This window comes from Sphingomonas sp. PP-F2F-G114-C0414 (assembly GCF_003688595.1).
In the GTDB taxonomy this organism is placed as follows: domain Bacteria; phylum Pseudomonadota; class Alphaproteobacteria; order Sphingomonadales; family Sphingomonadaceae; genus Sphingomonas.
In genome coordinates this window covers 591,183-606,495 of record NZ_RCWT01000010.1, presented here as the reverse complement: position 1 = coordinate 606,495, position 15,313 = coordinate 591,183, and the positions used below count along the sequence as shown (strand labels likewise).

Here is a 15,313-nt window from a genome sequence, read left to right as displayed (position 1 = left end):
GGAGTCCAGGCTACCGGCGATGGCCTATGGGACTCCTGGACCCCCGCCTTCGCGGGGGAACGGTGGAGCAACCCGTCCGACCGATCGTTAGGACCCCATGCACCAAGCCTCCACCATCCTAACTATCGACACCACCCGCCAAGGCCTCGTCGACGTAACCGCCCAGATCGCCCGCTGGACCCGTGACCAAAGCCTTACCGAAGGCCTGCTGACGGTATTCTGCCGCCATACCTCCGCCTCGCTCCTCATCCAGGAAAACGCGGCGCCCGAGGTTCGAACCGACCTCGAAGCCTATTTCGCCCGTATCGCTCCGGAGTCGCGTGAGTACGAGCACGACGACGAAGGCCCGGACGACATGCCCGCACACCTCCGCACCGCGCTCACCCAGGTCCAACTCTCGATCCCACTGATCGACGGCCGACTCGCGCTCGGCACATGGCAGGGCATCTATCTGTTCGAGCATCGCCGCCGCCCGCATTGCCGCACATTGGCGCTGCACTTGATCGGCGTTTAGACGAAACGTGAAAAATGAGTCAGTAAGGTGGCGCATTGGAGCGAACCCGTTCATCAACCGTTCCACCACTGACGGCTATTAAGAGGCGTTTCGCCGCACTCGCCGCGAACGGAGACATACCATGTTCATGAAACCTGGTCGCAAGGTCGCATTGGCAGCGCTCGCTACGGGCGCTCTGTTGCTGGCCGGTTGCGCGACCGAAACCACCTATCGGCCGGCGACGGGCCAGGGGTTCAGCCGCACCGGCTATAGCGACCGGCAGGTAGAGCCGGGCCGCTTCCTCGTCAGCTTCGCCGGTAACAGCGTGACGTCGCGCGATACCGTCGAGCGGTACCTGTTCTTCCGCGCCGCCGAACTGACGTTGCAGAATGGCTACGACTATTACCTGATGGCCGACCGGGACACCAACCTCCAGTCGCGCACCTACTCGACGCCGGGTATTGGTGGCGGGTTCGGCTATGGCGGCTTCGGCGGCTATTGGGGTCCGTCGTGGCGCTATTACGGTCGCGGCTTCGGCTGGCGCAACTGGAGCCCCTATGGCGGCTTCGGTGGTGGTTTCGGCGGCGGCTATGGCGGTTTCGGTGGTGGCCCATGGGGCAACGACTTCGATATCCGCACGATCGACCGGTATGAGGCGACCGCTGAGATCGTGATGCGCAAGGGCCCGATCCCGCGCGACAACATCCGCGCGTTCGATGCGCGCAAGGTGGTCGACAGCATCGGACCGAGTGTCGTGTTGCCGAAGTAAGCGGTACCTTCAAGATGCCAAAAAGGCCGGGCTACCCCAGGGTAGTCCGGCCTTTTTCTTAGCGCTGCTCCCTCTCCCCTTCGGGGAGAGCGTCGGGGTGAGGGGCAGTTGTAAATGGCAGCGCTCGCGGCGCCCCTCACCCAACCCTCTCCCCGGAGGGGAGAGGGCTTTAAGAAGCCGCCTTCGCCAACCCCTTCGACAACTGCAGCGCCCCATGCAGCCGAGCCTTCGGATCGCCCCAGGCCCGCTGCAGCACCAGCTTGCTGTCCGGCCGCAACCGCGCAACGCCGTTCAGCCGCTCGACATAGGCCAGCAGCTTGTCGATGTTCGGCGGCTTGTCGTCGTGGAACGAGACGAGCACGCCCTTCGGCCCGACGTCGATCTTCGACACGCACGCGCGTTTCGCGTTCAGCTTGATCTCGATGACCTTGATCAGGTTCTCGGTCGCATCCGGCAGCGGGCCGAACCGATCGATCATCTCGGCAGCGAACGCCTCAATCTCCTGGCCCTCGTCGAGATCGTTGAGACGACGATACAGCCCCATCCGCAGATCGAGATCGGGGACGTAATCCTCCGGAATGAGGATCGGCGCATCCACGGTGATCTGCGGCGAGAAATCGCGCGGCCGCGACGAGGTCATGCCGCCGGCCTTGGCGTCCATGATCGCCTCCTCCAGCATCGCCTGGTAGAGTTCGAAGCCGACCTCCTTGATATGCCCGGTCTGCTCGTCGCCCAGCATGTTGCCCGCGCCGCGGATATCGAGATCGTGGCTCGCCAGCTGGAAGCCAGCCCCCAGCGAATCGAGATCGGACAGCACCTTCAGGCGCTTCTCGGCCGTCACTGTCATCTGCCGCTCGGGCGGCGTCACCAGATACGCATACGCCCGCGTCTTCGAGCGACCGACCCGCCCGCGCAACTGGTACAGCTGCGCGAGGCCGAAGCGGTCGGCGCGGTGGACGATCATCGTGTTGGCGGATGCGATGTCGATCCCGCTCTCGATGATCGTGGTCGAGACCAGCACCTCGAACTTCTTGTCGTAGAACGCCGACATGCGCTCCTCGACCTCGGTCGGCGACATCTGGCCGTGCGCAACGACGAAGCGGATCTCGGGCACCTGTTCGCGGAGGAAGTCCTCGATCTCGGGCAAATCCGCGACGCGCGGCGTGACGACGAAGCTCTGCCCGCCGCGGTAATGCTCGCGCAGCAGCGCCTCGCGCAGCACGACCGGATCGAACGGCATGATGTACGTCCGCACCGCGAGGCGATCGACCGGCGGGGTCTGGATCACCGACAGCTCGCGGATGCCCGACATCGCCATCTGCAGCGTGCGCGGGATCGGCGTCGCGGTCAGCGTCAGCATGTGGACGTCCGCCCGCAGCGCCTTCAGCCGCTCCTTGTGCGTCACGCCGAAGCGCTGCTCCTCGTCGACCACCACGAGGCCCAATCGCTTGAAGTCGATGTTTTTCGCCAGCAGCGCATGCGTGCCGATGACGACGTCGATCGTGCCGTTCGCCAGCCCCTCCTTGGTCGCCTTCGCCTCGCTCGCGGTGACGAGTCGCGACAGACGGCCCATGTTCATCGGGAAGCCTTCGAAGCGGGCGACGAAGTTGTTGTAGTGCTGGCGCGCGAGCAATGTCGTCGGGCAGACGATCGCGACCTGCTTGCCGCCCATCGCCGCGACGAACGCGGCCCGCAACGCGACCTCGGTCTTGCCGAAGCCGACGTCGCCGACCACCAAGCGATCCATCGGTTTGCCCGCCGCCAAATCGCCGAGCACGTCCTCGATCGCGCGGTCCTGGTCCTCGGTCTCCTCGTAGGGGAAGCGGTCGACGAAGCTCGGATAGCCACTCGCATCGGGTTCGAGCACGTCGCCCGGATGCAGCGCGCGTTCGGCCGCGGTCGCGATGAGTTCGCCGGCGATCTCGCGGATCCGCTCCTTCATCTTCGACTTGCGGCGCTGCCAGCCTTCGCCGCCGAGACGGTCGAGCGTCGCGCCTTCCTCGGACGAGCCGTAGCGCGAGAGGACGTCGATATTCTCGACCGGCACGTACAGCTTGTCGCCGCCGGCATAGCTCAGCGCGACGCAGTCGTGCGGGCTCTGGCCGACCGGGATCGAGGTCAGGCCCTCGTATCGCCCGATGCCGTGCTCGGTATGGACGACCAGATCGCCCGGCGTCAGCGTCGCGAGTTCGGCGAGGAACGCGTCGGCGGACTTCTTGCGCTTCTTGCGGTGGACGAGGCGGTCGCCGAGCATGTCCTGCTCGGTGAGCACCGCGATCCCCGGCGCGGTGAAGCCGTGATCCAGCGGCAGGACGATCAGCGCGACGCCGAAGCTGCGCGCAGTGTCGGCGATGCCGAGCGCGTCCTGCCAAGTCTCGGCGTGCTTGCCGCCTTTCATGCCGTGATCGGCGAGCAGGCTCCCCAGGCGTTCGCGTGCGCCGATCGAGTAGCTCGCGAGGATCGGTTTCCGCCCCTGCTTGCGCAGTTTCTCGACGTGATCTGCGACGGCTTCGTAGATGTTCGCCTGCGCGGCGCGCTCGGGTCCGAAATCGCGCGGGCCGTCGACGTCAAAATCGAGGACGGTGTCGCTCGGGGGTTCGTGGAACGGCGAGGTGATATGCGCGGCGAACGCCTCGACCCCGCCGGACCATTCCTGCGCGTCGAGATACAGTGCCTTGGCGGGCATCGGCCGATAGCTGCCGGGCTGGGCGGCTTCGGCGCGCTTGCGGTTCTCGTAATAGTCGGCGATCGATTCGAGCCGGCTTTCGACCGCCGCGGCGACGCCGCTATCGCGCACGACCACGTCGTCGGCGCCGAGATGGTCGAACAGCGTCGCCATCTTCTCCTCGAACAGCGGGAGCCAATGCTCCATGCCCGCGATGCGGCGGCCTTCGGAGATCGCCTGGTACATCGGATCGCCGGTCGCGGTCGCGCCGAACGCGTCGCGGTAGCGCGTCCGGAAGCGCTTGATCGAGTCCTCGTCGAGCAATGCTTCGGAGGCGGGGAGCAGGACGAAGCCGTCGATCCGGCCGGTGGTGCGCTGGTCCGCTGCGTCGAACGTGCGGACGCTCTCGATCTCGTCGCCGAAGAAATCGAGGCGCAGCGCGTGGTCTTCGCCTGACGGATAGAGATCGACGATCCCGCCGCGCACCGCGTACTCGCCCTGGTCATGGACGGTGTCGGTGCGGACATAGCCGTTCGCCTGGAGCAACACGGCGAGCTTGTCGCGGCCGATCCGTTCGCCGGGCGCGAGCCGCGCGACAAGCTGGCGGATGCGGAACGGGGTGAGGACGCGCTGAGTCGCGGCGTTGGCGGTGGTGAGAAGGAGCTGTGGCCCCTTCGGCTTGCCCTGCAGGCGTTGCAGCGCCGCGACGCGTTCGGCCATGATGCGGAGCGTGGGCGAGGCGCGGTCGTAGGGGAGGCAGTCCCAGGCCGGGAAGCTTAGCACTTCGAGATCGGGCGCGAAATACGCGGCGGTCGAGGCGACCGCGCGCATCGCCGCGTCGTCTGGTGCGATAAACACCGCGCGCGTCTTCACGGCACGCGCGAGGTCGGCGAGCAGCGACGGCTGGAAGCCGGACGGTACGCCCGAGAGGATCAGCGGGCTGGTCGCGGAGAGGATCGTCTTGAGGTCTGGCATTGGTTTCCTAAAGCCCTCTCCCCGTCGGGGAGAGGGTTGGGTGAGGGGCTGTTACGGGCGCTGCACTGCTTGGCTACCCCTCACCCCGACCCTCTCCCCGGAGGGGAGAGGGAGTATGTTACTTCACGACCGTGACGTAGTTGATATCCCGCATCGCCTGCATCATCGGCCCATCCCATTCGGGCGGGCACACGATCGAGCCGATCGCCCAGCCCATGATGTCGACGTCCTGTTCCTCCAGCAGCGCCTCGAACCAGTCGAGCTCTTCCGGCGTCCACGTCCGGCCATAGGTTTCGAAGAAGCCGCCGATCATCATGTCGGCTTCGCGCGTGCCGCGGTGCGAGCTGCGGAAGCCCAGGCGCTTGAGGCGGGTCTCGTGGTCCATCGTATCTCCAAACACGAAGAGCCGGCGACCCGCTGGTAGCGAGCGTCGGCTAGGCTATAGAGGCCAGATAGTCATGCGACCCGAAATCCTCAATCCGCTGTTCGCCGAAACCCTCGTCCTGAAGGGGGTGGGGCCCGCGCTCGCCAAGCCGCTCGACCGGCTCGGGCTCGCGCGCGTCGTCGACGTCGCCTTCCATCTGCCGACCGGCTACGTTGATCGTCTGCCACGCACCGAGCTGATGTCGAGCGATGCCGGGCGGATCATCACGATCACGCTGACGCCGCGCGACTACAAGATCAGCGCCGGCCGTGGTCCCACCCGCGTGCAGGCGACCGACGAGCTTGGCAACTACGTAAGCCTCGTCTTCTTCGGCGGCAGTTCGGGCTGGGCGAAGAAACTGCTGCCGATCGGCGAGGCCAAGCGCGTATCGGGCCGGCTCGACGAATACGGCCAGGAATTGCAGATCGTCCATCCCGACATCGTCGAACCCGACGAGGAGTTGCGCGAGCGCGAGCCGATCTATCCGCTTTCGGAAGGCCTCACCTCGCGGCGGCTGGCGGCGCTGACCACGCAGGCGGTCGCGCGCGCGCCGGACCTGCCCGAGTGGATCGAGCCAGGGCTGAAGGCGAAACGCGAATGGCCCGGCTGGCACGAGTCGCTGGAGCGCATCCACGCCGACCCATCGGATGCGAAGGCGCGCGAACGGCTGGCCTATGACGAGGTGTTCGCAAACCAGTTGGCGATGACCATCGTCCGCGCGGATACCCGCAAGCGCCGGGGGCGTGCGTTGCAGGGCGACGGACGGCTCCGCGACCTGCTCAAGCTCCCCTACACGCTGACCGGCGCGCAATCGCGGACGGTCGGCGAGATCGAGGGCGACCTCGCGCAGACCGCGCCGATGCTGCGGCTGCTGCAAGGCGATGTCGGCTCGGGCAAGACGCTGGTCGCGGCGATGGCGATGCTGATCGCGGTCGAGGCCGGCGCGCAGGCGGCGATGCTCGCGCCCACCGAAATCCTCGCGCGCCAGCATTACGAGACGCTGCGAAAGACGCTCGCCGGCCTGCCGATCGAGATCGGCGTGCTCACCGGGCGTGACAAGGGGCGCGTGCGGGAGGCGACGCTGATGGCGCTGGCGAGCGGGGAGATCGACATCCTCGTCGGGACGCATGCGATCTTCCAGGATGCGGTCGGCTACAAGGACCTGGGTCTGGTGGTGGTGGACGAGCAGCACCGCTTCGGTGTCGCACAACGCATGACGTTGCAGGCGAAAGGCGTCGCCCCGCCGCATCTGCTCGCGATGACCGCGACGCCGATCCCGCGCACGCTGACGCTCGCGCAGTACGGCGAAATGGACGTCAGCCGCCTCGACGAGATGCCGCCGGGCCGCCAGCCGATCGAGACGCGCGTCATATCCGAGGACCGGCTCGACGACGTGGTCAACGCGCTCGGCCGGCATCTGGCGGATGGCGGGCAGGCGTACTGGGTATGCCCACTGGTCGAGGAGAGCGAGAAGAGCGACCTCGCCGCTGCCGAGATGCGTGCCGAAACGCTGCGCGCCCGGTTCGGCGAGAAGGTCGCGCTCGTCCACGGCCGCATGAAGCCTGCGGAGAAGGACGCGGTGATGGCCGAGTTTTCCGCAGCCCGCACGTCCGTCCTCGTCGCTACCACTGTGATCGAGGTCGGCGTCGACGTCCCTAACGCGACGCTGATCGTGATCGAGCATGCCGACCGCTTCGGCCTCGCCCAGCTGCACCAGCTCCGCGGGCGGGTAGGGCGCGGCACCGGGCGGTCGATCTGCCTGCTGATGCGCGGCTCGTCGCTCAGCGAGACGTCCCGCGCGCGGCTTGCGCTGATGCGCGAAACCAACGACGGCTTCCGCATTGCCGAGGAGGATCTTCGCCTTCGTGGTGCCGGCGAACTGCTCGGTACGAAACAGTCTGGCGAAATGGCGTTCCGGCTCGCGACTCCGGACGTGATGGCCGACCTGCTGCAATGCGCGCACGACGACGCGCGGCTGCTGATCGATCGCGACGGTGGGTTGGAGGGACCGAGGGGGCAGGCGGCGAGGACGGCCTTGTACCTGTTCGACCGCGATGCCGGGGTAGCGCTGCTGCGATCGGGGTAAGGGCTGTTGCTTTCGCCCGCGCAGGACGGCACGGGGGACGCATGCCAGCACTTTTCCCGATCCTCATTGTCCTGCTCGCCGGCGTCGGGCTGGCGGTCCAGCCGCCGACCAACGCCGCGTTGGCAAAGGCGTCAGGCTCGGTCTGGCTGGCGTCGCTCGTCTCGTTCGCGATGGGCACCGCGGTCCTGTTCGCGATCTGGGCGGCGGCCGATCGCACGATGCCGTCAACTTTGAAGGGGGCACCCAGTTGGGCCTGGCTTGGCGGGCTTTACGGTGCGTGCTTCGTCGCGGCGCTGGCCTATGCGTCGCCGCGTCTCGGGCTCGCCTCCGCGTTGACGATCGCGGTCGGGAGCCAGCTGGTAACCGCTTTGGTGCTCGACCGGTTCGGTCTGCTTGGGCTCAGCGCCCAGCCGATCAGCCTCATGCGCGTTGGGGGCGTCGTGCTGGTGATCGGCGGCGTGTTGCTTGTCCGCGCCGGCTGATGTCAGCTGTTGCGGACCATCACCGTGAGCATGCCGTAATAATCGGAGAGCGGGATCGTCCGTTCGAGTTCGCAGCCGATCCGCCCGCCCAGCGACCAGCGCACGATCGCGTCGACGCCGCCCAGAATCGGCAACGTGATGCGCAACCGGTCGCCAGCCGCGGGCGCCCCCTCGCACCGTGCCATGAGGCCGTTCGCGGACATATTGACCAGTACCAGCTTCATTTTGCGGCCGTCGCCGTCGATCGCGTGCGTGCGGTGCATCACCCCGTCGCGCGGTTCGCCGCGATGGTCTCGAACAGCCGTGGCATAGTTTGGCATCGGACGTCCCCCGTTTCGAAGATCACCGACTTAACCCATTTGCGGTGAAGCTGGTGCAAACGGGGATGCTTAATACCGTGTTTTCCGTAACATAAAGGCGTTGGTTACGAAGGGTTTAGCATCCCGTGTCGCTTCTTCCCAAGGCTCAGGCGCACGGGAGCCGCGACGTCGATCGAGGCGGTCGGCTCCTTCACGGCCTCACCATCGACCCGCACCGCGCCCTCGGCGATCTTGCGGCGGGCCTCGCCGTTGGACGCGACGAAGCCCAATCCAACGAGTGCCTCAACGATGCCGATCGTGCCGCCGCTGACCGCAAAGCTCGGGAGCGAGTCGCCCGACGCGCCTTCCTCGAAGGTCTTCCGCGCAGTCTCGGCGGCCTGTTCGGCGGCAGCGCGACCGCGGCACATCGCGGTCGCTTCGTTAGCGAGCACGATCTTGGCGGCATTGATCTCCGCGCCTTCGAGCGCCTCGAGACGTGCGATCTCGTCGAGCGGGAGGTCGGTGAACAGCTTCAGGAAACGGCCGACATCGCGGTCATCGGTATTGCGCCAGAACTGCCAGTAATCGAAGTGCGGCAACTGGTCCTCGTGCAGCCAGACCGCGCCGGACATCGTCTTGCCCATCTTGCCGCCATCCGCGGTCGTGATCAGCGGCGTGGTGACGCCGTAGACCTCGGTCGAGTCCATGCGACGCGCGAGTTCGATGCCGTTGACGATGTTGCCCCATTGGTCCGAGCCGCCCATCTGCAACCGGCAATCGGCGCGGCGGGACAGCTCGAGGAAGTCGTACGCCTGGAGGATCATGTAGTTGAATTCGAGGAAGCTCAGCGACTGTTCGCGGTCGAGGCGGAGCTTAACCGAATCGAACGCGAGCATCCGGTTGACCGAGAAATGCTGACCGACGTCGCGCAGGAACGGGATGTATTCGAGCGCGTCTAGCCATTCGGCGTTGTCGAGCATGACCGCGTCGGTCGGGCCGTCGCCGAAGGTCAGGAAGCGTTCGAAGATTCGGCGGATCGAGGCGACGTTGGCCTTGATCCCGTCCTCGCCGAGCAGCTTGCGCGCTTCGTCCTTGAAGCTGGGGTCGCCGATCTTGCCGGTGCCGCCGCCCATCAGGACGATCGGCTTGTGACCGGTCTGCTGGAGCCGGCGGAGTAGCATGATCTGGACCAAGCTGCCGACGTGGAGCGACGGCGCGGTCGGATCGAAGCCGATATAGCCGGGCACCACCTGCTTGCCGGCGAGCGCATCGAGCGCGGTGGCGTCGGTCATCTGGTGGACATAGCCGCGCGAGGTCAGCGTGGTGAGCAGGTCGGACTGGTAGGTCATGGCAGGGCGCTTAGGACAAAAGCTCGGTCAGGAAAACGGCGCGCACGAAACTTGTTTCCCCGCGAAGGCGGGGACCCAGCCAGGGCTCCCGCCTTCGCGGGAGAACGATCTTACGTTCGCGGCAGTTGCGACGTGGGGTCGACCGGCGTGCGGCCCTTGCGGAGTTCGAAGTGCAGTTCGGGCCGATCCGCGAAGCCTGTGTCGCCCGACAGCGCGATCGTCTGGCCGCGCTTCACGCTCTGGCCACGCTGCACGAGCAGCTTCGACGCGTGGCCGTAGACGCTGGTCCAGCCGCCGCCGTGCTTGACGATTACCAGACCGCCGAGCGCGGCGATGCCGTCGCCGACGTAAGCTACGACGCCGTCAGCGGCGGCGTGGATCGGCGTCGCCATTGGCACGGCGATCTTGATGCCATCGTTGCGCTCGCCGCTTGCGCCGGGGCCGAAGCGCTTCACGACCCGACCGTCGACGGGCCATAGGAACCCGCCGCTCGCCAGCCGTGCCGGTGCTGTGACGACCGCGTTCGACGGCAGCACGCGGCGCGGCGTCGCGATTGGTTTCGCCGGTGCCTGGTTATTGGCAAGCGCCGGCTCGCCACCGGTCAGGATGTCGTCGATGTCGAGCTTGAACGCCGACGCGCGTTCCGCGGCGCTGGGCCTGCCGCCGCCGGGGGCGTCGGGGATCAGGACCCGTTGGTCGGCGCGCAACACGTATGGCTCGACCAGCGCGTTGGCGGCGACGATGCGCGACCATTCGACCCCATAGGCGCGCGCGATCGCGATGCCGGTCTCGCCGCGGCGGACCTGGTGATAGCGCCCGCCGGGGATCGTCAGCCGCTCGCCGGTTTCGATCGTGTAGGGCGAATCGAGATCGTTCGCGCGCGCGATCGCCTCGAGGCCCGCACCGCTCCGATCGGCGACCTTGCTCAGCGTATCGCCGGGCTGCACGACATAGGTCGTGTCAGGGATAGTCTTGGCATCAGCGCGGACCGGACGCGCCTCCCAGGCCGGGCGCGGCGCGGGCAGGGTCGTCACCGCGCCGGTATCGCGGCCGGGTCGGTCGTCGGACCTGTCCTGCGGTACGGCCTGATCCTGACGAGGCGGCGGATCGTAACGCTGAACGGGTGGATCGCGGTACGGTCGCTGCGGACGACGGTCAGGGGCCGGCTGGCCGTAGCCGGCGGGGCGGTCGACCTGCGGAATGCACGCGGCGAGCCCAAGCAACGGCAGCGAGGCCGCCGCCAGCAGGGACCGCACGCGGACCATCACCGATAGGCCTGGGTGAGCACGTCCAGCGATTCGGTGTGAGTCAGGTCGAGATGCAGCGGCGTCACCGAGACGAATCCGTCCGCGGTCGCTTCGAGATCGGTCGCATGCGCGGGCGTCTCGACGGTCCGACCTAGCGCGAACCAGTGATATTCGTAGCCCCGCGGATCGGTGTTGGTAACAATTTCCAGCCGCCCGTAATCCCGCAGGCCCTGGCTGACCACACGCACGCCCTTTACCGCATCGGCGGGGCCGGCGGGAAAGTTGACGTTGACCAGCGTCCCCGGCGCCATCGGTGCGTCGAGCAATGGCCGCAACACGCGTTCGCCCCATGCCGCCGCCGCCTCGAACGGCACGCTGTCGCCCATGCCTTCGCGGCTGTAGATCTGGCTCAGCGCGATCGAGCGGATACCGCCCAGCGCGCCCTCCATCGCCGCGGAGACGGTCCCCGAATAGGTCACGTCCTCGGCAAGGTTCGCGCCCCGGTTGACGCCGGAGAGGATCAGGTCGGGCGGGCAATCCTTCATGATCTTGGCGAGCGCCATCATCACCGCATCGGTCGGCGTGCCCGCGACGGCATACCGCTTCTCGCCATGCTTCCGCACCCGGATCGGCCGCGACAGCGTGAGCGAATGGCCCGCGCCCGATTGTTCCTCGGCTGGGGCGACGATCCAGACGTCGTCGGACAAGGTCCGGGCGATCGTCTCCAGCACCTTGAGGCCGGGCGCGTGATAGCCATCGTCGTTGGTCAGCAGGATCCGCATCAGCGCTTTGGCTCCAACAGCGTCAGCCCGCCGAGATACGGCTGGAGCACCGCCGGCACTACGACCGAGCCGTCCTCCTGCTGGTAATTCTCCAGCACCGCGACCAGCGTCCGCCCGACCGCGAGCGCGGAGCCGTTGAGCGTGTGGACGAACCGCGTGCCTTTCTCGCCCTCGGGCCGATAGCGCGCGTTCATCCGGCGCGCCTGGAAGTCGGTGCAGGTCGAGACGCTGCTGATTTCGCGATAGCGCGCCTGACCCGGCAGCCAGACTTCGAGATCGTAGGTGCGTGCCGCGGTGAAACCCATATCGCCGGTGCATAGGAGCATCCGCCTGAACGGTAGCTGCAACGCGTCGAGCACGCCCTCAGCGCAGGCGGTCATGCGCTCATGCTCGGCCTCGGACATGTCGGGGGTGACGATCGAGACCATCTCGACCTTGTCGAACTGATGCTGGCGAATATAGCCGCGCGTGTCCCGACCCGCAGCGCCAGCCTCGGAGCGGAAGCACGGCGTCAGCGCGGTGAAGCGGAGCGGCAGTTCGGCTTCGCTCAGGATCTGTTCGCGGACGATGTTGGTGAGGCTCACCTCCGCGGTCGGGATCAGCCAGCGGCCGTCGGTGGTCCGGAACAGGTCCTCCGAGAACTTCGGCAGCTGGCCGGTGCCGAACACAGCTTCATCGCGGACCAGCAATGGCGGCGAGACCTGTTCGAAGCCCGCGTTCGCGACATGATCGAGCATGAACTGGCCAAGCGCCCTTTGCAGCTTGGCGGCAGGCCCGCGGACGAGCGTGAAGCGCGCGCCCGACATTGCTGCCCCAGTCTCGAAATCGAGGCCGATCGCAGGACCGATCGCGTCATGCTCGCGCGCCGTGAACGGGAAGGTCGTCGGGGTTCCCCGCGTGTGAACCAGCGCGTTGTCGTCCTCGCCGCCGCCTTCGGGCACGTCGGTCGCGGGAAGGTTGGGGATCGCGGCAAGCATGGCGTGGAGCTCGCCACCCAGCCGCGCTTCGTCGGCTTCCAGCGCGGGCAGTGCCTCCTTCAGGCTCGCGACCTCGGCCATCAGCGCCTGCGCCTTGACCTCGTCCTTCTGCGCCTTGGCCTGGCCGATCGCCTTCGACAGTTCGTTGCGGCGGGTCTGCGCGCTCTGCGAGTCCGCGATCGTCGCCCGGCGCTGCTCGTCGAGCGACACCAGCGATGCGGACTGCGGTGCGACACCCCGCTTGGCGAGGGCGGCGTCGAAGGCGGCGGGATCGTCGCGGATCAGGCGTATGTCGTGCATGGCCGGGCTATGCCGAGGGCCGCGAGCGTACGCAAGGCAGGCCCTCTGAAACCTCCCCCCTCGGCGGCGGAGGACCAGGGGTTCGCAACCTCTCGCGTTCGCGGCGCGTTCTTCGACCATACGCATAGCGAAAAGGAGAAACCTGCATGCATCTTCCCCACAACTCCGTCGTGCTCGTCGCGGACGGCCGGAAAATGCTGTTTCTGCGTAACGAGGGCGACGCCGAGTTTCCCAATCTCGTCGTTGAAAAGGCGCAGGAGCAGGACAATCCGGCAACGCGCGACCAGGCGACCGACTCCGCAGGGCGTGCCTCTTCGCCGCAGGGCGGCGTGCAGAGTTCGGTAGAGCCGACCGACTTCCATCAGATCGAGGAAGATCGCTTTGCGGCCGACGCCGCCGACTTCCTCAAGACCGGCGCGCTGAAGAACAAATATGACTCGCTGATCGTGGTCGCACCCCCGAAGACGCTCGGCGAACTGCGCAAGCATTATCACAAGGAAGTGGTCAGCCGCCTCAAGGGCGAACTCGACAAGGACCTGACCGGGCATCCGATCAAGGACATCGAGAAGGCACTCAAGAACGCCTGATCGCCGCTAACAAGCCTGATTGCCGCTAACAAAAAAAGGCCCCGATGGATCGATCCACCGGGGCCTTTTTCCTGCTTTGCTTCAATAACGCCGGTTCAGGCCTTGGCCGCCGCCGGTTTCGCGAACCGCTTGCGGGCCACCAGCGCGGCTGCGGCGGCACCGAACAGCAACACCATCGGCGGCGCGGGGACGGGGGCAGGTGGACCACCGCTGGATCCTGGTGGATCGCCATGATGCCCACCGGAACTCGTGCTGCTGCTGGTCGACGTGCTGCTCGCCGACGAGGTCGACGAGGCGGAGGAGGTGCTGCTGCTCGACGCCGACGTCACGTTGCCGCTGGACGACGACGAGACATTGCCGCTCGAGGACGAAGACACGTTGCCGCTGGACGACGACGATACGTCGCCGCTCGAGCCGCCCGACGCCGAGGTGCTGCTGACTCCGCCGGTCGACGACGACGTCGACCCACCGCTCGAGGTCGACGAGATCACGATGCTACCGCTCGATCCGCCGCCACCGCCGCCGAAGCCCCCCCCGAAGCCGCCGCCAAATCCACCCGAACCACCAAAGAAACCGCCGCTGCCGCCGACCACGACGGGAACGCCACCACCGCCACCGCCGCCGATGAAGCCGCTACCGACCGGCGCGATCGCGGGGTTGGGCGCAGCATTGGCGACCGTGACGATCGTCGGCGTGCAGGCGGTGCTGGTCGTCGTCGTGACCCGGCGACGCAGGCGCGGGCGGGCAACCGACGCGACCTGACGATGAACCGCATGTTTCACCAGGACGCGCTTGGTGTTCGCGGTTCGCGCCGGCCGTTCGGCGACGTGCACCGCACCCCCGCCGATCAACGCACCGCCGCATGCGCATGCGCACAATTTAGCCAGAGCCATCCTCACCGACATATCGTCATTCTTTCATTGTCGACATTCGCTGTAATGCCGCACCCCGTCCGCAGCTTGCATCCTGCTATCCGACTAACTGCAAAAGAAACGGTTAAGTGCAACCGCATTATCCGAACCTAGTATAGGTAACGAACTATTTACGCATCCATAGCTGACACGATCGACGTTAACGTGCCGGGCTGGGACATAAAAGCACCAAAAGCAGGCGCGTGCCGCGGTATCGCGGTTGCGCCGCCAGAGCAGAAGGTCCGGTTCGGTCTCGCCAAATGTTGGTGCGCGACGCGAGCGGCAAGCCACGCAATAAAATGTCCGTTTTGATGCAGGATGCGCAAGTGGGGTCGCTTGTGGTGCCGGACGGCTGCGACTATAGGCGCTTTCACCATTTGGGGGAGGCTTCTGGAGATCGGCGTGGCTGATCCGACGAGGCCAAAGGGAGAGTGGTATGGCGACCGTTATGAATCGTATGGACGATACCGACAATTCCAACCACGGCGCGGCAAACGACCGTAGCGCGGATGACGGCGCAGACGGCGCGTATCGTCCCGATGCCGACGAACCTTTCATGAGTCTTCGGCAACAGGCCTATTTCCGACGCAAGCTGCAGGCGTGGAAAGAAGCGATCCTGCGAGAGTCGCAGGAAACCCTGTCGCAGCTGCAGGTCGACTCGCTGCGCGAGGCCGATCTGACCGACCGCGCGTCGAGCGAGACGGACTGGTCGATCGAACTGCGAACGCGCGATCGGCAGCGCAAGCTGGTCTCGAAGATCGAATCCGCCATCCGCCGGATCGACGAGGGCGAATACGGCTATTGCGAAGTCACCGGCGAGCCGATCAGTCTGGCACGTCTGGAGGCACGACCGATCGCGACGATGACGGTCGAGGCGCAGGAACGCCACGAGCGGCACGAAAAGGTCTCGCGCGAGGATTGAGCGCCGCAGGTCGACGGCGCGGGAACCGACGGCGCGGATCAACGG

General features: G+C 66.6%; 14 protein-coding genes. 7 read left to right on the top strand and 7 right to left on the bottom strand.

Annotation, left to right across the window (positions count from 1 at the left end):
* The first annotated feature begins 97 nt into the window (after positions 1-97).
* The gene (locus tag C8J47_RS07740; protein ID WP_121885150.1) at positions 98-514 is read left to right on the top strand and encodes a secondary thiamine-phosphate synthase enzyme YjbQ; all 417 of its coding nucleotides are present in this window, start codon (positions 98-100) and stop codon (positions 512-514) included.
* A gap of 127 nt (positions 515-641) precedes the next feature.
* A complete protein-coding gene (locus C8J47_RS07735) occupies positions 642-1,262 on the top strand; it encodes a CC0125/CC1285 family lipoprotein (protein ID WP_056059563.1) in 621 nt (206 codons plus the stop codon).
* 169 nt (positions 1,263-1,431) lie between these two features.
* Here C8J47_RS07735 and mfd read toward each other — a convergent pair whose 3' ends face one another.
* Positions 1,432-4,902 carry a transcription-repair coupling factor gene (gene mfd / locus C8J47_RS07730; protein ID WP_121885149.1) on the bottom strand — a complete coding sequence of 1,157 codons (3,471 nt, stop codon included), beginning with the start codon at positions 4,900-4,902 and terminating at the stop codon, positions 1,432-1,434.
* 118 nt (positions 4,903-5,020) lie between these two features.
* A complete protein-coding gene (locus C8J47_RS07725; RefSeq protein ID WP_121885148.1) occupies positions 5,021-5,287 on the bottom strand; it encodes a succinate dehydrogenase assembly factor 2 in 267 nt (88 codons plus the stop codon).
* 73 nt (positions 5,288-5,360) lie between these two features.
* On the opposite strand from C8J47_RS07725, the gene recG reads away from it, so the two are divergent.
* Together recG and C8J47_RS07715 are read left to right on the top strand one after the other, a co-directional pair.
* On the top strand, positions 5,361-7,412 hold the full coding sequence (recG, locus tag C8J47_RS07720; protein ID WP_121885147.1) for an ATP-dependent DNA helicase RecG: 2,052 nt from the start codon (positions 5,361-5,363) through the stop codon (positions 7,410-7,412).
* A 41-nt stretch (positions 7,413-7,453) separates the two neighbouring features.
* On the top strand, positions 7,454-7,894 hold the full coding sequence (locus C8J47_RS07715) for a DMT family transporter (protein ID WP_121885146.1): 441 nt from the start codon (positions 7,454-7,456) through the stop codon (positions 7,892-7,894).
* 2 nt (positions 7,895-7,896) lie between these two features.
* Here C8J47_RS07715 and C8J47_RS07710 read toward each other — a convergent pair whose 3' ends face one another.
* The 5 genes from C8J47_RS07710 to serS form a co-directional block, all read right to left on the bottom strand.
* Entirely contained in the window at positions 7,897-8,214 is a 318-nt protein-coding gene (locus C8J47_RS07710; protein ID WP_121885145.1) for a PilZ domain-containing protein, read from the bottom strand.
* Positions 8,215-8,318: 104 nt separating this feature from the next.
* Positions 8,319-9,542 (bottom strand): tyrosine--tRNA ligase, encoded by a 1,224-nt coding sequence (gene tyrS / locus C8J47_RS07705; RefSeq protein ID WP_121885144.1) that lies wholly within the window; start codon positions 9,540-9,542, stop codon positions 8,319-8,321.
* A gap of 110 nt (positions 9,543-9,652) precedes the next feature.
* Positions 9,653-10,807 (bottom strand): M23 family metallopeptidase, encoded by a 1,155-nt coding sequence (locus tag C8J47_RS07700; protein WP_121885143.1) that lies wholly within the window; start codon positions 10,805-10,807, stop codon positions 9,653-9,655.
* Entirely contained in the window at positions 10,807-11,571 is a 765-nt protein-coding gene (gene surE, locus C8J47_RS07695) for a 5'/3'-nucleotidase SurE (protein ID WP_121885142.1), read from the bottom strand. The genes C8J47_RS07700 and surE overlap by 1 nt, the downstream gene beginning before the upstream one ends.
* Positions 11,571-12,848 (bottom strand): serine--tRNA ligase, encoded by a 1,278-nt coding sequence (gene serS / locus C8J47_RS07690; protein ID WP_121885141.1) that lies wholly within the window; start codon positions 12,846-12,848, stop codon positions 11,571-11,573. The genes surE and serS overlap by 1 nt, the downstream gene beginning before the upstream one ends.
* Positions 12,849-12,994: 146 nt before the next feature.
* On the opposite strand from serS, the gene C8J47_RS07685 reads away from it, so the two are divergent.
* The 3 genes from C8J47_RS07685 to dksA all read left to right on the top strand — a co-directional run bounded on the left by C8J47_RS07685 (position 12,995) and on the right by dksA (position 15,268).
* Positions 12,995-13,435: a host attachment family protein gene (locus C8J47_RS07685; protein ID WP_121885140.1), complete on the top strand. Its 441-nt coding sequence runs from the start codon at positions 12,995-12,997 to the stop codon at positions 13,433-13,435.
* Between the two features lie 249 nt (positions 13,436-13,684).
* On the top strand, positions 13,685-14,197 hold the full coding sequence (locus C8J47_RS07680) for a hypothetical protein (RefSeq protein ID WP_121885139.1): 513 nt from the start codon (positions 13,685-13,687) through the stop codon (positions 14,195-14,197).
* A 585-nt stretch (positions 14,198-14,782) separates the two neighbouring features.
* Positions 14,783-15,268 (top strand): RNA polymerase-binding protein DksA, encoded by a 486-nt coding sequence (dksA, locus tag C8J47_RS07675; protein WP_060525537.1) that lies wholly within the window; start codon positions 14,783-14,785, stop codon positions 15,266-15,268.
* The last annotated feature ends 45 nt before the right edge of the window (positions 15,269-15,313 follow it).